This window comes from Rhodoflexus caldus, from assembly GCF_021206925.1.
GTDB classification, from domain to species: Bacteria; Bacteroidota; Bacteroidia; order Cytophagales; family Thermoflexibacteraceae; genus Rhodoflexus; species Rhodoflexus caldus.
The window spans coordinates 221306-243348 of the sequence record NZ_JAJPRF010000004.1; the positions used below are offsets into that span (position 1 = coordinate 221306).

At 48.7% G+C, this 22043-nt stretch carries 17 protein-coding genes; 12 read left to right on the forward strand and 5 right to left on the reverse strand.

The window, feature by feature from the left end:
• The first annotated feature begins 3 nt into the window (after positions 1 to 3).
• Entirely contained in the window at positions 4 to 1881 is a 1878-nt protein-coding gene (locus NDK19_RS07215; RefSeq protein WP_250631190.1) for an ABC-F family ATP-binding cassette domain-containing protein, read from the forward strand.
• A gap of 215 nt (positions 1882 to 2096) precedes the next feature.
• Here NDK19_RS07215 and NDK19_RS07220 read toward each other — a convergent pair whose 3' ends face one another.
• Complete coding sequence (locus NDK19_RS07220; protein WP_250631191.1) at positions 2097 to 2807, reverse strand: hypothetical protein; 711 nt, start codon at positions 2805 to 2807, stop codon at positions 2097 to 2099.
• Positions 2808 to 3377: 570 nt separating this feature from the next.
• On the opposite strand from NDK19_RS07220, the gene NDK19_RS07225 reads away from it, so the two are divergent.
• From NDK19_RS07225 to NDK19_RS07235, 3 genes are read left to right on the forward strand one after another with little or no spacing between them, the layout of a single operon-like run.
• Positions 3378 to 3710 carry a PadR family transcriptional regulator gene (locus tag NDK19_RS07225; RefSeq protein WP_250631192.1) on the forward strand — a complete coding sequence of 111 codons (333 nt, stop codon included), beginning with the start codon at positions 3378 to 3380 and terminating at the stop codon, positions 3708 to 3710.
• Positions 3711 to 3766: 56 nt separating this feature from the next.
• Positions 3767 to 6196, forward strand: coding sequence for a PspC domain-containing protein (locus tag NDK19_RS07230; RefSeq protein WP_250631193.1), 2430 nt, complete (start codon positions 3767 to 3769; stop codon positions 6194 to 6196).
• Positions 6197 to 6210: 14 nt separating this feature from the next.
• Positions 6211 to 7704 (forward strand): GH3 auxin-responsive promoter family protein, encoded by a 1494-nt coding sequence (locus NDK19_RS07235; RefSeq protein WP_250631194.1) that lies wholly within the window; start codon positions 6211 to 6213, stop codon positions 7702 to 7704.
• A gap of 74 nt (positions 7705 to 7778) precedes the next feature.
• Here NDK19_RS07235 and NDK19_RS07240 read toward each other — a convergent pair whose 3' ends face one another.
• Positions 7779 to 8084, reverse strand: a complete 306-nt coding sequence (locus NDK19_RS07240; RefSeq protein WP_250631195.1) for a hypothetical protein — start codon at positions 8082 to 8084, stop codon at positions 7779 to 7781.
• A gap of 75 nt (positions 8085 to 8159) precedes the next feature.
• On the opposite strand from NDK19_RS07240, the gene NDK19_RS07245 reads away from it, so the two are divergent.
• From NDK19_RS07245 to NDK19_RS07255, 3 genes are all read left to right on the forward strand, one after another.
• Complete coding sequence (locus NDK19_RS07245; protein ID WP_250631196.1) at positions 8160 to 8561, forward strand: hypothetical protein; 402 nt, start codon at positions 8160 to 8162, stop codon at positions 8559 to 8561.
• 18 nt (positions 8562 to 8579) lie between these two features.
• Positions 8580 to 9326, forward strand: coding sequence for a PPK2 family polyphosphate kinase (locus NDK19_RS07250; protein ID WP_250631197.1), 747 nt, complete (start codon positions 8580 to 8582; stop codon positions 9324 to 9326).
• A 427-nt stretch (positions 9327 to 9753) separates the two neighbouring features.
• Positions 9754 to 11370, forward strand: a complete 1617-nt coding sequence (locus NDK19_RS07255) for a hydantoinase B/oxoprolinase family protein (RefSeq protein ID WP_250631287.1) — start codon at positions 9754 to 9756, stop codon at positions 11368 to 11370.
• 405 nt (positions 11371 to 11775) lie between these two features.
• On the opposite strand, the gene NDK19_RS07260 is transcribed toward NDK19_RS07255, so the two are convergent.
• Both NDK19_RS07260 and NDK19_RS07265 read right to left on the reverse strand, forming a co-directional pair.
• Positions 11776 to 14748 carry a GAF domain-containing protein gene (locus tag NDK19_RS07260; protein WP_250631198.1) on the reverse strand — a complete coding sequence of 991 codons (2973 nt, stop codon included), beginning with the start codon at positions 14746 to 14748 and terminating at the stop codon, positions 11776 to 11778.
• 21 nt (positions 14749 to 14769) lie between these two features.
• Complete coding sequence (locus NDK19_RS07265) at positions 14770 to 15600, reverse strand: PstS family phosphate ABC transporter substrate-binding protein (protein WP_250631199.1); 831 nt, start codon at positions 15598 to 15600, stop codon at positions 14770 to 14772.
• Positions 15601 to 15720: 120 nt separating this feature from the next.
• Between NDK19_RS07265 and NDK19_RS07270 the strand changes: the two genes are divergently transcribed.
• A complete protein-coding gene (locus NDK19_RS07270; protein ID WP_250631200.1) occupies positions 15721 to 16143 on the forward strand; it encodes a DoxX family protein in 423 nt (140 codons plus the stop codon).
• 10 nt (positions 16144 to 16153) lie between these two features.
• On the opposite strand, the gene NDK19_RS07275 is transcribed toward NDK19_RS07270, so the two are convergent.
• Complete coding sequence (locus NDK19_RS07275) at positions 16154 to 16846, reverse strand: hypothetical protein (RefSeq protein ID WP_250631201.1); 693 nt, start codon at positions 16844 to 16846, stop codon at positions 16154 to 16156.
• A 134-nt stretch (positions 16847 to 16980) separates the two neighbouring features.
• Here NDK19_RS07275 and NDK19_RS07280 point away from each other — a divergent pair, with 134 nt between their 5' ends.
• The 4 genes from NDK19_RS07280 to NDK19_RS07295 all read left to right on the forward strand — a co-directional run bounded on the left by NDK19_RS07280 (position 16981) and on the right by NDK19_RS07295 (position 21864).
• Positions 16981 to 19146, forward strand: a complete 2166-nt coding sequence (locus NDK19_RS07280) for a cation:proton antiporter (protein WP_250631202.1) — start codon at positions 16981 to 16983, stop codon at positions 19144 to 19146.
• On the forward strand, positions 19146 to 20180 hold the full coding sequence (locus NDK19_RS07285) for an aminopeptidase (RefSeq protein ID WP_250631203.1): 1035 nt from the start codon (positions 19146 to 19148) through the stop codon (positions 20178 to 20180). Before NDK19_RS07280 ends, NDK19_RS07285 begins: the two co-directional genes overlap by 1 nt.
• Positions 20177 to 20878 carry a tRNA (5-methylaminomethyl-2-thiouridine)(34)-methyltransferase MnmD gene (mnmD, locus tag NDK19_RS07290; protein WP_250631204.1) on the forward strand — a complete coding sequence of 234 codons (702 nt, stop codon included), beginning with the start codon at positions 20177 to 20179 and terminating at the stop codon, positions 20876 to 20878. Before NDK19_RS07285 ends, mnmD begins: the two co-directional genes overlap by 4 nt.
• Before the next feature lie 221 nt (positions 20879 to 21099).
• The gene (locus NDK19_RS07295) at positions 21100 to 21864 is read left to right on the forward strand and encodes an SDR family NAD(P)-dependent oxidoreductase (protein WP_250631205.1); all 765 of its coding nucleotides are present in this window, start codon (positions 21100 to 21102) and stop codon (positions 21862 to 21864) included.
• Positions 21865 to 22043: the final 179 nt, after the last annotated feature.

Here is a 22043-nt window from a genome sequence, read left to right on the forward strand (position 1 = left end):
CTTATGAACATCATTTCGGCTGATAATATCGGCAAAACTTTTGACGGCGAGCGCTGGCTGTTCCGCAACCTGACCTTCGGGCTTTCGCAAGGCGAAAAAGTAGCCTTGGTAGGCGTTAACGGTTCGGGCAAAACTACTTTGATGAACATGCTGGCAGGCTTGATTCCGCCCGATGAAGGTACGGTATCAGTCCGAAAAGATGTGCGCATGGGCTACCTGACGCAAAACCCCGTTTTTGATGAGCGGGCAACCGTTTGGCAAGCCGTTTTTCAGTCCGAACATCCCGCGCTGGCTGCCGTGCAGGCATACGAACGCGCCATGCGCAAAGGCGACGAGGCAGCGCTGCAAAAAGCATTAGAAGGCATGGAAACGCCCGGCGCGTGGGAGTTGGAGTATAAAATGAAAGAGATTTTGGGCAAATTGGGCTTGCACGACACCCAGCAGCCCGTTGCACAACTTTCAGGCGGGCAGCGCAAACGCTTGGCACTGGCGCAACTGCTCATGTCCGATGCCGAACTGATGATATTGGACGAGCCGACCAACCACTTGGACTTAGATACGATTGAGTGGTTAGAAGGCGTGCTGGCAACCGCTAACCGCACCATTTTGCTCGTTACGCACGACCGCTATTTCTTAGACCGCGTCGCCAATGTGGTACTGGAATTGGACGGCGGAAAAGTTTATCGTTATGCGGGCAATTACGGCTACTTTTTGGAGAAAAAAGAGGAGCGGATGCAAACAGAAGCCGCAGCGGTGGACAAAGCCCGCAACCTGATGCGCACCGAATTGGAATGGATTCGCCGACAGCCCAAAGCCCGCACCACCAAAGCCAAATTCCGCGTAGATGCTTTTGAAGACCTTAAAGAACGCGCCGCGGGAAAAGCCCCCGAAAAAAAGTTAGAAATCAACGCGGGAATGGCACGTCAGGGCAAAAAAATCATTGAAGTTGAACATCTATACAAAGCCTTTGGCGATAAAATCATCCTCAAAGATTTCAGCTATACCTTTCGGCGCAGCGACAAAATAGGCATCGTCGGGGAAAACGGCGTAGGCAAAACCACTTTCCTCAAACTGCTGACAGGCGAACTGCCCCCCGACCGCGGAACGGTGGACATGGGGCAAAATACCGTCATCGGTTACTACACGCAACAGGAACTCATCGCCCCGCCCGATTTGCGCATCATTGATTCGGTAAAAGCCGTTGCCGAAGTTATCACCACGGGCACGGGTGAAACCATCACCGCATCGCAATTGCTCAACCTGTTTCGCTTTCCGCCTTCGGTGCAATACACGCCCGTTTCGCGGTTGAGCGGCGGAGAAAAGCGCCGCCTGCAACTGCTGCACGTGCTGATGAAAAACCCCAACTTCCTGATTCTGGACGAGCCGACCAACGATTTGGACATCCTCACGCTCAACATTTTGGAAGATTTTCTGGCCAATTTCGGAGGTTGCCTGCTCATCGTTTCCCACGACCGCTATTTCTTAGACCGATTGGTTGAACACCTGTTCGTATTTGAAGGCAACGGCACGGTACGCGACTTCCCGGGCAACTACACCGACTACCGCAACCACTTAGCCGAAGAACAGGCAGCCCGCGCCGCTTTGCAGGAAAAAACCGCCAAAGCAACCCCGACAGCGGCTACCACCGTCAAAGCCGCAGGCGAAAAACGCCGCCTGAGTTTCAAGGAAAAGCAAGAATATGAGCGTTTGGAAGGTGAAATTGCAGCCTTAGAGCAAGAAAAAACCGACATTGAAAATCTGCTTAGCACGGGCAACGGTACAGCCGAAGACTTTGCCCGCTGGGGCAAGCGGTTGCAGGAACTCACCCCGCTGATAGACGAAAAAACCATGCGCTGGTTAGAATTGGCCGAGATGGCCTGATTGGTTAAAATTGCACCTGTGGAGGGTTTTGTGATTGCCAACCAAGTGCACAATATTATTTTATACACCAACCCGACAGGTCTTAGAAGTCTTTCAGGTTTAAATACTTGTTTTTCAACAATTTAAACAAAACATATTGCGTAAACCTCTTGCGCTTTTTGCATACACAAAGCGCACAGAATCGGAAGCAAACCGCATTCAGGCCTTTGTTTCGCTCATCTTCCGAAAAATTGGCAATAGGCATCCCATGCAATATCAGCATAGCAGTACTGCTGTCCGCGGTAGCGCCTGCCGTAGGGGAAAATCGGCATTTGCAGAAACTCATTCATCTGCTCCGAACTAATGTGCAGTCCCGCATTGTAAAATACCGCTAAGCGCCGCACCCGTTCTTTGGCCGCACACAGTGCAAGGTCAGCGGTGCGCTGCCAACTTGCAATGCGCTCAAAAACAAGCAGATACTGTAACTGTGCCAAGGGCGATTTCAGCCGTGCTATACGCAAGCGGCGTGCATCTTTCATCGGCATATGCGATAATTGCAACCATTGACGTTCGCGAGCAGTCAGCAGCGGACAATCGGCCAACTTTTCCAATTGTTCCACAAACGAAGGCTTCATCTGAAAATGGCCGATGGAAAAATCAACGGCGCGACTGCCTTGCTGCACGTACAATAATTCTAATGCAGTCGTTTCTATCAAATCGCTGAGTTCGTTGTAACGCACAAGTTCGGGGAAGGCGGCAGCTACGGCCATAGAGGCACGCGTATCGGCTAAAACATGCAGCGGCAGATGATGATACAGCCACTGCTCCGCCCATTGGTATTCCGACCGGTATGCCTCGCGGAAATCGGCGGCAGGCTGTGCCAAAACCTGACACGGCAGCCACAACAACATCGGTAAAAAGCGGAGATACAGAAAAATGCGGTTCATCAGCGGCAGATTTGCTGTATAATACCACTACCCTTGTGTGTGTTCCCTGAAAACAGGCAAAAAATAAAAAAGGACGCCACAAAGTAACGTCCTTTAGTCTCACCAGTAAATATGAAAATGAAAAAACTATTTGCTCTTAAATCTTGCACAAAGATATATTTGCTTTTTGGAAGTGCAAAACCTTATATGCGCATAAGCAAATTTAATATTTGTTAAATGCTACAATTTACGAAACAAAATATTGATAATCAGTCATTTATTATATATTTTTATTATTTAAGGCTCTGCTGAAATTTTTATATGCATCTACGGGTAATGTGCAGGCAACAGCCGTACTGCCAATTGAGCAATAGTCGTTGCACGCCGCCGTTGCCGGAAGAATTGCAATACGATATAGGATGATACACAAAACCTTAGCATTTGGGCAATATGCGGCAGAATAAAAAAATTGCAAGGTACTTTGTATTGCAAGGTAACTTATTTAATTTAGTTCCGTATATCACCATGTAGCGATTGCGTGATTCAATACCGGATGAATGGAATGATTAATCGGACGAACCCGACAGGCTTATGAACCTTGAGAATACACAAATTCAGATGCGAAAAGGCGTGCTGGAATTCTGCATCCTGAGCATTATTTCCCGCGGGGAAATTTATGCTTCCGATATGCTGGAAGAACTCACCCGCGCCAAAATAGTGGTAGTAGAAGGAACGCTCTACCCTCTGCTAAACCGCCTGCGAAAGGCAGGGCTGGTAGATTACAAATGGGTAGAGTCTGCCTTTGGGCCGCCGCGTAAGTACTACACCCTCACTAACGAAGGGCACAAATTCCTTCAAGCGTTGCGCCAGACTTGGGATGAACTTGTTGCCTCCACGCAGGCAATTGTCAATTTTCAGGCATGACTGCACGCAACTTCCCGAACAATTCTTACATCTTTTAGCATGATTAGACATTCACTATGAAAAAGAATATCAGCATCAATATCAGCGGCATCATTTTCCACATAGAGGAAGACGGCTACGATTTGCTGAAAAGCTATCTGACAAGCATTAACCGCTATTTCTCGACCTACGAAGACAGCGCCGAGATTATTTCAGATATAGAAAACCGCATTGCCGAGATTTTCTTGGCAAAATTGGGCGAAAACAAACAGGTAATTACCGTTGAGGACATCAACGACCTGATAGCCACAATGGGCAGCGTTTCGGATTTTGAGGCAGCCGAAGCAGACAGCGAGCCCTCCTACCGCCGCCCCGAAGAACCATTGCAGGCAGAGGAGCCGCTGCATGGCAAGCAGGATTCTAAAAGCGATTGGCAGGCAAAAAATAAACGCAGCCCGCGCAAACTTTACCGCGACCTAAAGCGCAAACTCGTAGGCGGTGTAGCAAGCGGCATTGCGCACTACCTGAGTATTGACCCGCTTTGGATTCGCTTGGCGTTTATGGCTACGCTGGTAGATGTGATTTATTTCACCTCGCTGAGCGGCATTGCAGTGGCAGCTTACGGCATCCTTTGGGCTGTATTGCCCGGCTCGGAAGATTTACCCGATGACCAATCCTACAAGCGCCTGTTCCGCAACCCCGAAGACCGCGTACTGGGCGGCGTGGCAGGCGGTCTGGCGGCATACTTTGGTGTAGATGTACTCGTTGTCCGCCTGCTGTTTGTGTTGGGTATTTTCTTGGGCGGTGTGGGCATCATCACCTACCTGATTTTCTGGATGATTACACCCGAGGCGAAAACCCTCACAGACAAAATGCAGATGGAAGGCGAACCCGTTACACTTTCCAACATTGAGCGCAAGATTAAGGAAGGTTTGGACATAGACCCCGAACAGGAGGAAGAAAATACTTTTGTCAAAATTCTGCTGTTTCCGTTTCGCCTGCTGTCACTGATTATTGCCACGCTTACCAAAATTGGGCAGCCTTTCGGCAACTTTTTGGGGCAGATGCTGCGCGTAGTAGCTGCCTTGGCAATGGTTGTTATAGCACTCATCAGCGTTATTTCGCTGGTTATCATATTCAGCACCCTGATGGGCATGATTTATACGGACATCCGCGTGGACAATATACCGTTGAGTGTTTTCAGCAACAGCGTACCGGTACCGGGCATTGTGGCGCTTTTTATCACCATTATTGTACCGATGATTGCGCTGGGCATTGCCGGGCTGTCACTGCTTGCACGCCGCAGAATAGTCGGCTCTGTGGCGGCTTGGTCGCTTTTCGGCATATGGATTTCGGGCATTGCACTCACCTCAGCCATTACTCCTTCCGTACTGCAGCAATGGCAGGCAGAGGAAATTCTGCGCACCGAACAGATTTTTGCCGCTGCCGCAACGCCTTTGGTGCTGGAGGTAAATACCCAATCGCCCAACAAGTTGGATATGGTAGAGCTGACCATCAAAGGCTATGAGGGCAAAGATTTAAAATTGGTACGCATGGCACAGGCTCGTGGCAGCGATGCGCAAAATGCACTGGAAAATGCGCGAATGGCACGCTACAACGCTGTTCAAAAGGCAAACCTGATTCAGTTTGACCAAGGCTACGGGCTGGATGCCAATGCCGTTTTTCGCGGCCAACATATCAACTTAGAACTGCTGGTACCGTATGGGCAGGAGTTTATCATGCACCCTAATCTGGTGCGCATCCTGCGCCATACGCTCTACCCGCACGGCTATGATGCCGGAGATTTAAACCCCAACCACCGCTGGAAGTTTACCGAAGAAGGTTTAAAATGCCTCAATTGCCCCCCAAAAGAAGAAAACACTGAACTCCTGGCACAGGAAATAGGTATCCACGCCAGACGCTACACCAACTACTCCGATTTCAGCAAGTTGCTGCTCGTTGGCGATTACGATGTCAAAATCAGCCGTGGCAACCGCTTTCAGGTGGTGATAGATGCCGACAATGTACAGGCAACGAACCATATCAGCATATTACAAGAAGGCGATTTGCTGAAAATCATTAACAAGGCAACGGGCGAAGAGTTGCAAAATGTCCGCGTGATAATCAACCTGCCCAAACTTTCCGCTCTGTCGGTAAAAGGTCAGGGCGAGGTGAAAGTGGCCGAGTTCAAAACCAGAGATTTTGACCTGCAATTAGACGGCGATATTAACTGCGAAGCAAATATTAAGGCACAAAATATCAAAACGACAATGAACGGCAAGTCGGTATTGCAATTGGACGGCGCAGCCAACACCCTGATTATCAATGCTTCGCAAGAAGCGGATTGCGATGCATTTGATTTAAAAGCAAAAGAAGTAATTGCCACCGCCACCGACAACAGCAGTGTAAAAGTCTATGCCGACCGAAAAGTACTGATGAACACAACAGGACAAGCGGAAATCAGCTACAAGGGCAGCCCCAAAGTGGTACAAACCAACCGCGATTAGCCGTATTTTTGTGCATGATTCGCTCTGTACTTGCCAAACCTTTTGCCGCCTACATTGCCGCACGTCAGCGGCGGTGGGCGGCTCGTCCTGTTGAAACACAGATGGCTGTTTTAAAGTCGTTGGTCAGGAAAGCCAAGCGTACGCAGTTTGGCACCGACCACGACTTTGAATGGATACGTACCTACGAAGACTTCAAAAAGCGCGTCCCCATCCGCGATTATGAGGACTTGAAACCCTACATTGAGCGCATCATGGAAGGTTGGCACGATGTGCTGTGGCCGGGCAAACCTGCTTACTTTGCCAAAACTTCCGGCACAACATCAGGCACGAAGTACATCCCTTTATCGCGCGAGTCAGTACCCTACCACATCAACAGCGCCCGTGATGCGCTGATGTGCTACGCACACGAAACAGGTAATTTTGACTTTTTAGACCGCAAACTGATTTTCCTTTCGGGAAGCCCTGAACTGGATACGAAGGCAGGTATTTTGACCGGCAGGTTGTCGGGCATTGTGAACCACCACGTGCCGGCGTGGCTGCGTAGCAACCAAATGCCAAGCTACCAGACCAACTGCATAGAAGATTGGGAGGAAAAGTTAGAGCGCATCATAGACGAAACCCTCCAAGCCGATATGTCGCTCATTTCGGGCATTCCGCCTTGGGTGCAGATGTATTTTGACCGCATGCAGGCGCGCACAGGCAAGACTATCAGCGAGGTATTCCCAAATTTTTCGGTTTTTGTTTACGGCGGGGTAAATTTTGAGCCATACCGCGCCAAACTGTTTGCGTCTATCGGCAAACAAATTGCGAGCGTAGAAACCTACCCCGCTTCCGAAGGCTTCATTGCCTATCAGGACAGCCAGACCGAGCCGGGGCTATTGCTGCTGCTCAATCACGGCATTTTTTATGAGTTCATCCCTGCCGAGGATTATTTTAAGCCTAACCCGCGCCGTTTGCACATTGGCGAGGTGGAATTGGGCGTAAATTATGCCCTCATTATGAACACCAATGCGGGGCTTTGGGGCTATTCCATCGGCGATACGGTCAAATTTATCAGCAAAAATCCGTACCGTTTGGTGGTTTCGGGTCGCATCAAGCATTTTATTTCCGCTTTCGGCGAACACGTCATCGGCGAAGAAGTGGAAAAAGCCATGCAATATGCTTTGCAAAGGCATCCCGAAACTGCCGTAACCGAGTTTACGGTTGCCCCACAAGTGAACCCGACCGAAGGGCTGCCTTATCACGAGTGGCTGATTGCTTTTGCCCATGCGCCACAAAACCCCGAACAGTTCGCGCAGGACTTGGACGACCGTTTGCGCCAACTGAACGTTTACTACGACGACCTGATTACGGGCAGCATTTTGCGCCGATTGGTCATTACTCCCTTGGAAGAAAGCGCATTCATCGGTTACATGAAATCACTGGGCAAATTGGGCGGCCAAAATAAGGTGCCGCGCCTGAGCAACACCCGCGACATTGCAGACGCTTTGCAGCAGTTCAGGATGTAAAAAATAATTTTGTCCTTTGCGGCAAACCAAAAGTTTAACCGCAAAGGACAAGCACTAACAAATCAATCGCACCGCTAATTCAGAGAAAAAGCTGTTTGTATTTTGGTTACTGCATTGTGGAAAGTCAGCAGTGCGATTTTAGACTCCATAAACCGACTGAGCGGCAGGTTGTTAATCATAATCAGCACTTCCAGTTCCGATTCGGCATTCACAATTGCCCACAATTTGCCACTGTCCAATGAGAGTGAATAGGAAGCGATTTTATCCGCCGCCATCAAACGATTGACCTCCGTGCGTTGCGCGGGAATTAATGCCGTAAACTCCGGGCTGAATTCCGCAGGAAGCGTGAAATCCACCATGTACTGTTGTTTTTCAGGCATAATCGTTATTTTTCGGTTATCTCTGATTGCATAACTAAAATTATATCCCGTTAGTTTCACTGCCATCAGATACAAATGACTATGCATCAGGACAAACTGCATTTTCCTTCGCGGGAAAGCGATATACAACGTATTAGGCCACAATTGCCGATAGAAACCACCGACAGCATGAGCGATATAGAGCGATTTCAGACCGAAACGCTCCGCCCTGTGCTGAAAATGCAGCATGATTTATTGAAGGCCATTTTTGCGGATTACCTCATCCAACAAAAGGTGAAGTTGCAAGCACTCTCTGCCGACCGGTACACGGACTTTGTCTATCAGGCACTCACCAAAGACCAAGCCCTGAAAAACATCTTGCTGGGCACTGTCGTAGGGCAGTTTACACTCGAGGAATACCGTTTTTACAACGCCAACCGTCAGGAAATTGCCAAGCGGCTGATGAAATTTATGGCCAAACGAATTGCGGAAAATTAATCTAACACGAAGCAGACCATGACAGACGACAAAATTGACCTGAACAAACTTTCCACCCTTCCGCCTGACGATGTGAAAGAAAAAGAGATTCGCGAAAAAACCGTGGAGTTGCTGCAACAACTCAAAGACTTTCAGGCAAAACTCTATGCACAGGCCAAGTATGCCGTACTGGTGATTATTCAGGGCATGGATGCTTCGGGCAAAGACGGGGCTGTAAAGAATGTGTTTTCAGGTGTCAATCCGGCGGGCTGCCGTGTGAAATCGTTCAAAGTACCTACCGAAGAGGAGCAAAAACATGACTTCCTGTGGCGGGTGCATCGCGAGTGCCCCGAAAAAGGTATGATTCAGATTTTCAACCGCTCCCACTACGAGAATATACTGGTGCCTTCGGTTTACAAATTGTTGGATAAGGACGTTATCAAAAAGCGATTTGGCGCTATCAATGCCTTTGAAAAACTGCTCAAAGACCATGATACCATTATCTTCAAATTCTATTTGCATGTATCGGAAAAAGAGCAGCTCGAGCGCATCAACGAGCGACTCACCGACCCCATGAAGCGCTGGAAATACCAAGAAGAGGATATTGTGGAAACGCGCCATAGAGAAGAATACATGCGCATTTACGAAAAAATTTTTAGGGACTGCAACGAAGTGCCGTGGACAATTGTGCCAAGCGATAAAAACTGGTACAAAAACTACTGCATCCTCCACACTATTGTCAAAGAATTAAGCCGCTACGACATCCGCTATCCGCATGAATATTAAACGCTAATTATTTGCTAAATATTTGATAGCCATTGAGTTGCAAACAAAAAGCCAATTGTTCGCGAACTCCTTTAAAAAAAACACCGTAAAAAATTAAACTTTTCAAATATTCAACCTGCATTTACCCATCCCTGCCAGCGGCTGAAAAACCTGTCAGATAATGATAGAAAATAACTTTTTAGCCGTCGTTAGACGCCAATAGCAGTGAAATAAAAATATAACTTTTCCAATAGTTGCCAAACAATGCGCGTTTGAAGTAAGGTAATTGAGTTTGCTCAAATGCTGATGTCAACCGAATTGGCGTTGAGGCGTTTTTTCATGCGAAAAGCGATACGAGTTCGCACTTTTTTTCGTAGTATTACGGATAGTTCACCACATTAACCATTGTCATAACAATAATAACGTCTCACCAACTCATTTGAGCAATATGAAATACGATGCCATTACCCTTTCTATCCTTTGGTCGCGGCTGCTGGCGATTGTGGACGAAGCCGGAACAACACTGCAACGCACGGCATTTTCTACCGTAACGCGCGAAAGCAACGACTTTGCCGTGGTGCTGATGAACCGTCGCGGGCAGTCGGTGGCGCAGTCCAGCATCAGCGTGCCGTCATTTTTGGGTGTATTGCCCATGCTCACGCAGGCGCTGCTGAAAGACTATTTCCCTACGGAAAGTTGGCAAGAAGGCGATGTGGTGATGACCAACGACCCTTGGCTGTGTGCAGGGCACAAGCCCGACATCGGCTTGGTGTCGCCTATTTTCAGAAAAGGCAAACTCATCGGCTTCATCGGAACGATTGCGCACTCGCCCGACATGGGCGGCAGCCTCTGGGGGGCAGGCGCACGCGACCTCTACGAAGAAGGACTAATGGTGCCGCCTACCAAACTTTACGAAGCCGGCAAACCCAACGAAACGCTTTTCCGCCTGATAGAATCCAACGTGCGGGCTGCTCGCCAAACGCTGGGCGACATCCGTGCGCAGGTGGCAGCCAACGACCAAGGCATCCGCTCGCTGCAACGGCTCATGGATGAAATGGACATGGAAGACATAGAAGCCCTCTCCGACCAAATCATTGAGGCAACCGAAAAAGCCATGCGCGAAGCCATTGCCAAAGCCCCCGACGGAACTTACCGCTATTCCTACGATGCCGACGGCGACGGCTTGGATGAACCCGTGCGTATTGAGTGTGCTATTACCATCAAAGGCGATGAAATTTCGGTGGACTACACGGGCACTTCCGGTGCGCACTCGCTGGGTATCAATGCCGTGCAAAACTACACTTACGCCTACACTGCCTACCCGATTAAATGTACGTTCAGCCCCGATGTGCCTAACAACGAAGGGGCTTTCCGTGCCATCAAGGTAAGCGCTCCGAAAGGTTCGCTGTTGAATGCGCAAAAGCCCGTGCCGCTGGGGGCGCGTAACATTACGGGTAATATCCTTTTTGCGCCCGTGTTCGGCGCACTTTCGCAAGCCGTGCCCATGCAGGTACAAGCGGACTGCGGCAGTGCCTGCTGGTGTATCGTGCTCAACGGGCAACACACCGACCGCAAAAAGCCCGATGCAACATTTGTGGAGTATTTCTTCCTGAACGGCGGCTACGGCGCACGCCCCGATGCTGACGGGCCACACGTGTTGAGTTTTCCGACCAACGTGGCCAACGTACCGATTGAGGTATTGGAAAACGATGCGCCCGTATTGGTAACGGAAAAATCGCTGCGCCCCGGTACAGGCGGTGCAGGCAAATATCGCGGCGGGCTGGGGCAGCGTTTCAGTTTCAAAATGATTGGCAAAGAGCCGATTAACATTTCCATCCTGACCGAAAAAACCAAGACCGTACCGCACGGACTTTGCGGCGGAAGAAACGGCGGCGGCGGCAGCATCCGCATTGTGCCCGAGCGATTCGTACCTCCCAAAGGACTGACCAAACTCTACCCGGGCGATGAACTGATTTTAGACCTGCCCGGCGGCGGCGGCTTTGGCGACCCTGCCGAACGCGATGCAGAGGCCATCGCACGTGATAAGGCACTGGGATATGTGTAAAAAACACATCTTTTTAGAATTGTATTTTTCCGATATGGATGTATTCGCAGGGATACATCTGCATAATTTATACACAAACACGACAGGTCTTAGCGACCTGTCGTGTTTAAACAACTGTTTTTCAGCAGTTCAAGGCGAATTATTTCGCTATCCATTTGATAATCAGTGTGTTTTGCGCGAAAAAATCAAAATGACGCATTAGCACAAAGATGTATGTTTGCAAATTGTATTTTTCCCATGTAGGTATATTTGTAGGGACAAGGCATGCCTTGTCCCTACAGGTTTTGCATGAATTATTGCGCAAAACCGAATTTAATCAAATTTAATTTTTCCAAGATTATGCCGCAAAATTCACGTTAACAACCAAACAACTCGCGTTCAAACCCGAAGTTCGGATTCAACAGTTTATATTTTCACCCCCATTACCAAAATATCATCCAGTTGCGGGTGCGAGCCCATCCACTCTTCCAAATAGTTGGCGAGCAGTGTTTTCTGTGTCTCGGCGGGCTGCCTGTGCATGCTGAAAAGGAGTTGCTTAAATGCACGCGCCGTCAATTTGGTATTGTTTTCGCCGCCGAACTGGTCTTTGTAGCCATCGGTGAAGAGGTAGAAGGTTGTAGGCGTTTCGGTAGTAATGATATGACGGGTAAAAATGCGGTCTTGCTCGCGCTGCAAACCGCCAATCGGTACATTATCGCCCTTAATTTCCAGCAGTTGGTTATGCTGGCAGTAAACAATGGAGGTTCTGGCACCCGAAAAAGTCAGCTTTCTGCCTGTTTCATCAATCACGCACAGGGCAATGTCCATGCCGTCACGGTTTTGGGTAATTTCCTGCTTCAATGCCTGACGGATGCGCTGGTGCATCAGGTTTAATATCTGGTCGGGTTCGGTAATGCCTTTTTCATTGACAATTTCGTTCAGAATATCAATACCTATCATGCTCATAAATGCCCCCGGCACGCCGTGCCCAGTACAATCTACCGCTGCGAGCAATACTTTACCGTCCTTTTCCTGCAACCAATAGAAGTCGCCACTGACAATATCGCGAGGGCGAAAGAACACAAAAGAGTCGGGCAGACAGCGGCTGATTTCTGCCAAATCGGGCAGCATAGCACTCTGGATTCGGCTGGCATAGTTAAGGCTGGCCGTTATTTTTTCGTTGTTTTTCTGGATGCTTTCGCGCTGGCGGGCAATTTCACTGAAAGCATTGGCATTTTCTAACGCAATGGCTACGTAAATGGCAAGGTTGCGCAGCAGGTTCAGGTCATAGTCGTTGTAGGCATGAGCCTGAAAACTTTGCACCGTCAAAATGCCAATCATGGCGTTTTTGGTACGCAAGGGAATATAGACAAGCGACTGCGGATGTGCGCCCGATTCGGGAAGGTCTGCCATTGGGTATTGAGCGGCCTCTTGCTCCCAATGATTGATGACAAGTTCGCGCTCATTTTTGACTGCATAAACGGCAAGGCTTTGCGGGTTATCGAGCGAATAACTGAAAGTGGGCAGGCGCTCGTTGTTTTCAATCACTCCCACAAACTCGAGCGTGTTGGTTTCGGGGCGCAGAATACCGATTCCGAACGTATCGGCATCCATCAGGTCGTTTACGCGCCGGTACACCTGCTCGGCAATTTTATCGGCATCCAGATAGCTGCTGATGGTTTTACCGATTTCGCTCAGTCGTTTCACGTCGTCAAAGGCATCTTCCAATTCGTGCTTTTGCCGTTCTATTTCTTCTTTTTGTGCCAAAACCTCCGCTGTTCGCTCCTGCACGGTGTCTTCCATGCTTTCATAGAGCAAGGCATTGTCAAGTGCGATGGTCGTATAAACGCCCATGTTGCGAATGATGCTGAGTTGCACCTCGTTAAAGGCATCCTGTTGCGGGCTTTGAATCACCAATACGCCAAGCGGTTTTTCTTTTGCCGTCATCAACAAGCCGATGACCGTTTGCGGATTTTCTTCGGCAAAGAATGGCACGAGCGATTGCGTGTTTTCAGTCGGCCATTGGCTGCTGATGATTTTTTGCTGATGCAGGAAAATATGCACCGCCACGTGTGCCGTGTCCGTATCGAGGTTGAGTTTGATACCCTCAACCCACGCGCCGTTGTGATACCCTCTGGCAATCAAGCGATTGTAGCGGTCGGCAATGCAGACTATAAGGGTCGGTAGTACCATTTCGGTGCTCAGTTCTTCATAAAGCACGCGGATGAGTTCTTCCACATCCAATACCGCACTGATTCGCTGCCCCATTTTCCGAAGGGTAATCAGGCGGGTGTTGGAGGCTTGCAGTGCTTCCTTTTGATGCTCTACCTCATCGGTGCGCTTGTAAAACATTTGCAACAGGTAGGCAAAGTTTTTGGAAAGTTGCCCTACTTCATCGTTGGTTTCTGCCTGAAAAAACTGTTTGCTGCGGTCAAAGTTGCTGTCTACTACTTCACGGATGGCATTGGAAAGCGAACGTAAGGGGCGGCTGATGCTGCGCATCAGGAAGAATCCGAGTGAAAACATTAACCCCAGCAACAAGGCAAACAACACAAGTTGAGTAATGCGCAAATTATTGCTCATGGCCTGCGCACGGGCTTCTATGATGCTGTCAATGGCGGCGATACGTTCTTCTATGCGGGCCGAAATCAGCATGAGTTCATTCTGCAACCCACCTTGCCCGGGCGCACCGATAATCTGCTGATTTTCAACAAGTTTATCTAAACTTTTGCGGTACTGCTCCAATGAACTGACCACAAACTCGCGCCCGACGGGTTCGCGGATGGTCTTAATGGCATTGGCTTCCAGCGAGTCGGCAAGTACTTTGATGCGACCAACGTAGGCAGGGTTTTTTTGTATGAGAAATTCCTTTTCCAACTTTCTGATATTGGCAATCAGCAGTTCGTTGAGGTCATAACCCGAGTTTACTACGCGGTTGATGGCGGCCTGTATCTCTCCTTCAAGTCCAAAGTTTTTGAACCCGCGTTTTTTCTGCATCATAACCAAACTGTCAAAAACCGCGCGGAACAGGTCTATGTCGGTGGTGATGCTGTCCAATGCAACATCTACGGCTGCATCTTTCAGCATCGGGTTTTGCCTCAAACCTGCCAAATTTTCTTTGATTTCGTCCAAAACCGCGCTATGCTGGGCTACGAGGGCACTGTTTCCCGTTTCGTAGAAAGCAGGATTAATGGTTTCAATAATGTAAAAGTCTTTTTCCAATTTGGCTGCCCGTTCTACTTTCAGGTTCATTTGGCGGAGTACATCGGTAAGCTGGCGCACGCGTCGTTGGCGCGCATCAAACCAAAACATGACCAGCACCATCAGCAGGGTAATAGAAGCGAATATACCCAGAGACAGCCACAGCCGAAAGCGAATCGTAGTGTGTGCAAGCAGCATTATATTATTGCAGAACTTGGATTATTTGGCATTATTACTATTACCGGCAGGGATGAATCCTTTGTGAACAACAGCCTTTTGTCCTAAGGGAGAAAGTGCAAAATTCATAAAACCCTTCACTTTATCCTCCTGACTTTTCAGGTAATACAAATACAGCGGGCGGATGAGCGGATAGGTTTTATTTAGGGCTGTTTTGAAAGACGGCAGCACAAAATTGCCTCCGTTTCCGGCAGATACGGCAATGGGCTTTACGATTTCCTCCAAATAACCGATACCCACAAAGCCGATAGCGCCCGTGTGTTGGCTTACTGCCTGAATAACGGCAGAAGTGCCGGAACAAACTTTTGCCTGATTTGGAAACGGTTTTTTGTTGGTGATGATGTCCTTTACAAACTCGTTCGTACCTGATGCCGCCTCACGGATAATCACCAGAATGGGGCGGTCGTCGCCGCCTACCTGTTTCCAGTTGGTAATTTCGCCGCTGAAAATACCCGCCAGTTGGGTTTGGGTCAATCGGCTTACTTTGTTGTCGGGATGCACGATAAAAGACAACGCGTCATATGCAATAATCACCTCCGAATAGGGCTTTCCCTTAGAAGTAAAATTATTTTTTTCGTTGGTATGCAAACTGCGTGAGGCCATGGCTACATCGGCTTTCCCTTCCAGCAGAGCGCTGATGCCCGCATTACTCCCCCCTCCTTCGGAAGCCACGCCTTTGCCGTATAAGTCGGTAATTTCGTGTACCAGCGGGTACATGGTATCACTGCCTTTAATTTTAACGGTTTGAGCAAGAGCCGTTCCTGCCATCCAGCACCCGCAAATAATACCAATCAGATAGTTGCGCTTTACCATAGTCTTAAAAGTCTTGCCGTTTCAATTCAACCGCAAAGTACTTTCAAAAAAACCGCTGACGATGCGATTTGTCTGCAATAACTCGTGAAATTTGTGTTAAGTTCTAAAAATTCAACAGGTATGCGACAGTTTTTTGCCGTAATAGATTACAATGGTACACCTGCGCACATAGCTTTGCTTGTGCTGCGCGTCGGCTTCGGCTTGCTGATGCTGCCACACGGGCTTGCCAAATGGCAGCGGCTCAGTGCCGGCGAAACGAGCTTCGCCGACCCGATTGGCATCGGAGAGTATCCTTCGCTGCTGCTGGCCGTTTTTGCAGAAGTTATTTGCTCGGTATTGCTAACGCTGGGGCTGCTGCATCGGCTTGCATTGCTGCCACTCATCATTCTGACGGCCGTAGCGGCGTTTATTGTTCATGCCCAAGACGCATTAGACGTAAAAGAGCACGCACTGCTGTATCTTTTTGCCTACCTGCCCATGTGGTGGTTGGGTGCGGGCAAATACTCATTGGATGCGCTCCTGTTTGGCCTGCGGAAAATGTAGTTTCAGAGCATCAACTCATTTTCAACGCTTTGGTATATCCCATAATGAACTGTCGCATGGCAGAGCGGATGGCATTTTTAACTGTAAAAGTATCGCCTGTTTTTTTGGCAAGTTCCGCAGGCGGAATGCCGTGCGAGGCATCTGCAAAAGTGCCCATTGCACCGCAAGGCTGCACGGTTACAGTGGGTAAATTGGCCGAAACACTCACTTTGAGGCAGTCTGTTTTGGACTCACGCCACATATAGCCCATATTTTGCGAAAGCGGTATTTCCACATCTATTTGGTCGGGGGCCGGTTGCGATACTTTAACCGAGCCACTGTACACCAAATTGGACATGTTATTGCGAACGGCCTTGATGGTCAGCCCTGCCACATCGGAGTTGGGGCGGCGTTCAATGGCATAGTTGAACACAATGCCCCGACGTGTCAGGTTTTCGCTGAATACATTTTCGCCTTCGTTCATCAGCACCAAGTACAAATCATTACCTTCGGGCAATAGCCAGCGTTCAGTAGTTTGCAACGACTGTTTGAACTTCTCAATATCGGGCTTGTAGGCATTTTTATACACATCGAGCACAATTTTCCGCTTCAAGGCGGCGAGCAGTTTGGGGCGTTCTTTGGGTGGCAGCGCCGTTTTCTGGTAGGCTTCAAAGGCAGCACGACCTTCTGCCAACGACTGATAGGTAACAGCAAGAGGATTCATGTTTGAAAGTAGTTTAGCAGCATCAATTTGCACAAATTCTTGCAATCAGGCAATTAGCTGTATAATTTACAGATGATTTGAAACCGATAATCAACTTACAGGAGTGGTTTTCCTGCCTAAACCCATCCAACTCTATGCTGTTAGGACTGAATATATTTGAACTCACCCTCCCTCTGACCGACCCGATTTTGCGCTTCCTGATTATCCTCTGCATCATTCTGTTTGCGCCTATTTTGCTCAATAAAATACGCATTCCACATTTGCTGGGGCTGATTATTGCCGGGGCGCTCATCGGCCCCAACGGGCTTCATCTGATGAACAGAGACAGCAGCATTATCATCCCGGGCACAACGGGACTGCTTTATATCATGTTTTTGGCAGGCTTGGAAATAGACTTGGCAGATTTCCGAAAAAATGCTTCCAAAAGTGTTGTTTTTGGCGCTTACACGTTCATCCTACCCATGCTTTTAGGTACGCTCGGCGGACTGTACCTGATGGGCTTTTCGCTGCCAACGTCGGTTTTGCTGGCCAGCATGTTCGCATCGCATACCCTGCTTGCCTATCCTTTGGTGAGCAAACTTGGCGTTGCCAAAAACCGCGCTGCCACTATCACTGTCGGAGGTACGGTAATTACCGACACGCTCGCACTCCTTGTGCTGGCCATTATTGTGGGTATGACTAACGGCGCAATGGGTTGGCAATTCTGGGTAAAGCTATCGATTTCTATTATTGTTTTCGGTGCAGTGGTATTGGTCGGATTCCCTATCATCGGCCGATGGTTTTTCAAGCGTTTCGAGGAAAATATTTCGCAGTACATTTTCGTACTTGTGATGATGTATTTAGGGGCGGTTTTGGCAGAACTTGCCGGCATCGAGGGCATTATCGGGGCTTTTTTGGCAGGTTTGGCACTCAACAGATTAGTGCCGCACACCTCCCCCCTGATGAATCGCATAGAGTTTGTGGGTAATGCGATTTTTATCCCCTTTTTCTTGATTGGCGTAGGGATGCTCATTGACTTTCGCGCCTTTATTAAAGACTGGGAAACCATCAAAGTAGCCGTGTTTATGACCGTTACTGCCAATGTAGCCAAGTATGCGGCCGCATGGCTCACACAGCAGACTTTCCGATTCAACTTAGACGAGCGCCGACTGATTTTCGGGTTGAGCAACGCACAGGCAGCCGCAACGCTGGCAGCGGTTTTGGTAGGCTACAATATTGTTTTGGGACAAACCGAAACGGGAGAGCCCATCCGCCTGTTGAGCGATGCGGTTTTGAACGGCACCATTCTGATGATTCTTGTAACCTGTACGGTTGCCTCATTTGTGGCGCAAAAAGGCGCTAAAAACATCGCCCTGCAAGAGCAAAGCGAAGGCAGCAACGAAACTTCCGAAGAACCGCAGGAGCGCATCCTCATCCCGTTGCGCAATCCCGAAACAACCGAAGAACTGGTGCAACTCAGTCTGGCTATCAAATCCAAAAACAATCAGCGCGGCCTTTATGCGCTAACGGTTATCAACAGCTTGGAAGCCGATGAGGCTGCCGAAAGAAATGCCCGCAAAGTATTAGAAAAAGCAGCTACCGTGGCGGCAGCTACCGACACCTACATGAACCAACTGCTGCGCTACGACCAAAACGTATCCAGCGGCATTGCAGGCATCGTCCGCGAACATAAAATTACCGATATGGTATTGGGGCTGCACCAGAAACAAGCCCTTTCCGACAGCTTTTTGGGCACGCTTACTGAGGGGATTTTGGCCAAAAACAATGTTACAACCCTGATTTGCAAGACCGTACAACCATCGGCAACCATCCGACGTTACTTGGTCATCATTCCTGAAAAAGCAGAGGAAGAAATCGGGTTTACTTTATGGCTCAACCGCATCCGCAGCTTAGGAAAAAATACGGGAGCCAAACTGATTTTCTACGGCTCTCCGGAAGTGCTCCAATATGCCCGCGATATGCAGCGACAGCAAATGATAGATTGCGACTTCGCAACCTTTACCGATTGGGAAGATTTCCTGATTCTTTCCCGCGATATGAAGCCCGATGACGGTATGATAATCGTAATGAGCCGCAAAGACCACCCCTCATACAACAGCAGCATGGATAAAATCCCTCACTATCTGAACAAGTATTTTGAACAGCATAATTTTATCCTTGTGTTTCCTGTGCAGTCGGGGGTGCAAGAGATAGGCGATACCAACACTACTTATCCTATTGTTTCTACCAAACCGATAGAAAAAATAGACGAACTTAGCAAAAGTATTCGGGAACTATTCAGAAAAAAACGACACAAATAATGAAGTTGCAAAAGCGCAAATGGCTGCTACCGATATTGGGGGGTTTTTCGGGGCTGATTATCTGGCAATGGGAGTTGCTGCAATACGGGCTGATGCAGGCACGGGGGCAGTTGAAAATTTTGTGGGAAGCACGCCCCATTGAAGAAGTGCTTACCGACACAAATTTCCCCGATTCGCTGAAACAAAAGCTGCAACTCATTCAGGAAATCCGCCGCTTTGCCGAAGACAGCATCGGCCTGAATCCTTCCAAAAATTACACAACTTTCTACGACCAACACGGGAAGCCTGTTTTGTGGGTATTAACCGCCTGCCCACCCTATGAGTTGAAAGCCTACGAGTGGCGATTTCCGCTGTTAGGCAGTTTTTCTTACAAAGGTTTTTTTGAGTTGCCCAAGGCCGAAGCCGAAGAACGGCGCATGAAAGCACAAGGCTACGATACGGACATCGGTGAAGTGCTGGGCTGGAGCACACTCGGTTGGTTCAAAGACCCTGTTCTGTCTAACTTTCTGAGGCGCAGCCCCGGCCATTTGGCAGACCTGATTATCCACGAACTGACGCACGGCACCCTGTATGTACCTGATAATGTGGACTATAACGAAAATTTGGCCAACTTTGTCGGCTATCAGGGGGCGTTAATGTTTTTGCGCCACAAATACGGCGAAAACTCGCCCGAACTGCAACAATACGTCCACAGCATGAGCGATAAAAAGCGATTTATCCGCTTTGTTTTACAGGCTGCACAAAGTTTGGATTCGCTCTACGGCAGTTTCCCGACCGATATGGCCGACAGTAAAAAAGCCGCCGCCAAGCAACAGCACATCGAGCGAATTGTACATGCTTTGGATACCGTGCGTTTTGCATCAGACCGCTACCGTGATTATTTTACGGACTTTACGCCCAACAATACCTTTTTCATGGAGTTTATCCGCTACAATGAGCAGCAAAACGCTTTTGAAGAAGAGTTTTACCAAAAGTTTGGCGGCGATTTTAAAAAATACTGGGCGCACCTGAAAGCAACTTACCCTTCACTATGAAACATCCTGAGGTTCAACTGATTGTATCGTCTGATGGTTCGCATACACTCTACCGCCCCGATATCGGCGAGTTTTACCATTCCCGCTACGGTGCTTTGGGCGAATCGCGGCAGGTGTACGTGCGCTACGGACTGGAAGAAGCTATCAACAGGCAGGCACTGCGGCAGGTGCGGGTGCTGGAACTCGGCTTCGGCACAGGGCTGAACATGCTGGCAGTCATTGAATTTTTGCTGCAACACCCTGAAATTGAGGTTATTTACACCACATTAGAGCCACTGCCACTGGCACAGGATATATTGGCGCAGTTGAACTACACCGAGCAACTCCCCGATGCAGTGGCTGCTTATTTTGATAAAATTCATGCCACGCCATGGGAAACCCCGCAGCCGATTTTACCCAATTTGCAACTCATCAAATCGGAGAAAGGCTGGCAGGAAGCTACATTTGCCGAGGGTAGTTTTGATGTGATTTTCTACGATGCCTTTGCACCTGAAAAACAGCCCGAGCTGTGGGAGCAACCCAATTTTGAGTTGGCTTTCCGATGGCTTGCCAATGGCGGCATCCTGACAACCTACTGTTCTAAATCAGCCGTGATTCGCACCCTGAAAGCCATTGGTTTTCAGGTAGAAAAACTATCGGGAAGGCCATTCAAGCGCGAAGTTACGCGAGCAGTGAAAAGTGCGCATACACAAACCTGACAGTATTAGTAACCCATCAGGTTTAAATACCTGTTTTTCATGGATTTACACAAAGCATTTTTGCAAACCACTTGTGCTTTCGTATAGCTAAATCTATCTTGGCAAGAACACAGATAAACATGGATTTGATGTTGATGTGAGAAAAATTAAAATCAGATCAACCCTCGTTCCGAAAAAAAATTGAAAATGATTGAACTAATTTCATAAAACCACAAAAAACAATGCTCAAAGACAGATTTTTACTGAACGGCAAAGTCGCCGTTATTACAGGCGCCAGCAAAGGCATCGGCGAGGCTATGGCGGAAATTATGGCAGAAGCCGGTGCAAAGGTCGTTGTCAGCAGCCGCAAGCAAGAGGCCGTAGATGAGGTAGCCAACGCACTGAAAGCCAAAGGTTACGAAGCCATAGGCGTGGCCTGCAACGTAGGCGATGCCGCACAAAGACAGCAACTGATAGAAAAAACAATGGAAGCCTTTGGCGGCATAGATATTCTGGTAAACAATGCGGCAACGAACCCCGTATTCGGCCCCGTAGTGAATACCGACAGTGCCGCTTTTGACAAAATTATGGATATCAACGTAAAAGCACCTTTCGAGCTGGGCAAAATGGTGTTGCCCATTATGCAACAGCGCGGCGGCGGCTCTATCATCAACATCAGCAGCATTGGCGGGCTAACCCCCGAGCCGGGCTTGGGCATTTACAGCGTGAGCAAATCCGCCCTGATTATGCTCACCAAAGTAATGGCCAAAGAATGGGGCAGAGCAGGTGTACGCGCCAATGTGATTTGTCCGGGGCTGATTCAAACCAAATTCAGCGAAGCCCTTTGGAAAAACGAGGAAATGTTAAGCAAATCCATTAAACACCTGCCCATTCAGCGCATCGGGCAACCCGAAGACCTCGCCGGCATTGCGCTGTATCTGGCCTCAGAAGCCGGCGCTTATACCACAGGAGCCGTATTTTCGGTAGATGGCGGCTATGTTTGCTAATAAAACAATCAGAGTTGAAATTTTTGCATAACATCTGTTTTTTGCAGCAAAGATTAACCGTACATTGTCGCAGTCGGAGGGTTTTGTAATAGAGTTGCACCCTCCGATTGTTTTTTTGCAAATTAAAACCAACTGATTATCAGCTAATTTTAATGCCGTTTATCACGCTGCATGTTTTT

Bases quoted from the DNA above. Each gene is read 5' to 3' on its own strand.
- NDK19_RS07215 (WP_250631190.1), top strand. From the start codon at position 4: ATGAACATCATTTCGGCTGATAATATCGGCAAAACTTTTGACGGCGAG.
- NDK19_RS07220 (WP_250631191.1), bottom strand. From the start codon at position 2,807: ATGAACCGCATTTTTCTGTATCTCCGCTTTTTACCGATGTTGTTGTGG.
- NDK19_RS07225 (WP_250631192.1), top strand. From the start codon at position 3,378: ATGAACCTTGAGAATACACAAATTCAGATGCGAAAAGGCGTGCTGGAA.
- NDK19_RS07230 (WP_250631193.1), top strand. From the start codon at position 3,767: ATGAAAAAGAATATCAGCATCAATATCAGCGGCATCATTTTCCACATA.
- NDK19_RS07235 (WP_250631194.1), top strand. From the start codon at position 6,211: ATGATTCGCTCTGTACTTGCCAAACCTTTTGCCGCCTACATTGCCGCA.
- NDK19_RS07240 (WP_250631195.1), bottom strand. From the start codon at position 8,084: ATGCCTGAAAAACAACAGTACATGGTGGATTTCACGCTTCCTGCGGAA.
- NDK19_RS07245 (WP_250631196.1), top strand. From the start codon at position 8,160: ATGACTATGCATCAGGACAAACTGCATTTTCCTTCGCGGGAAAGCGAT.
- NDK19_RS07250 (WP_250631197.1), top strand. From the start codon at position 8,580: ATGACAGACGACAAAATTGACCTGAACAAACTTTCCACCCTTCCGCCT.
- NDK19_RS07255 (WP_250631287.1), top strand. From the start codon at position 9,754: ATGAAATACGATGCCATTACCCTTTCTATCCTTTGGTCGCGGCTGCTG.
- NDK19_RS07260 (WP_250631198.1), bottom strand. From the start codon at position 14,748: ATGCTGCTTGCACACACTACGATTCGCTTTCGGCTGTGGCTGTCTCTG.
- NDK19_RS07265 (WP_250631199.1), bottom strand. From the start codon at position 15,600: ATGGTAAAGCGCAACTATCTGATTGGTATTATTTGCGGGTGCTGGATG.
- NDK19_RS07270 (WP_250631200.1), top strand. From the start codon at position 15,721: ATGCGACAGTTTTTTGCCGTAATAGATTACAATGGTACACCTGCGCAC.
- NDK19_RS07275 (WP_250631201.1), bottom strand. From the start codon at position 16,846: ATGAATCCTCTTGCTGTTACCTATCAGTCGTTGGCAGAAGGTCGTGCT.
- NDK19_RS07280 (WP_250631202.1), top strand. From the start codon at position 16,981: ATGCTGTTAGGACTGAATATATTTGAACTCACCCTCCCTCTGACCGAC.
- NDK19_RS07285 (WP_250631203.1), top strand. From the start codon at position 19,146: ATGAAGTTGCAAAAGCGCAAATGGCTGCTACCGATATTGGGGGGTTTT.
- mnmD (WP_250631204.1), top strand. From the start codon at position 20,177: ATGAAACATCCTGAGGTTCAACTGATTGTATCGTCTGATGGTTCGCAT.
- NDK19_RS07295 (WP_250631205.1), top strand. From the start codon at position 21,100: ATGCTCAAAGACAGATTTTTACTGAACGGCAAAGTCGCCGTTATTACA.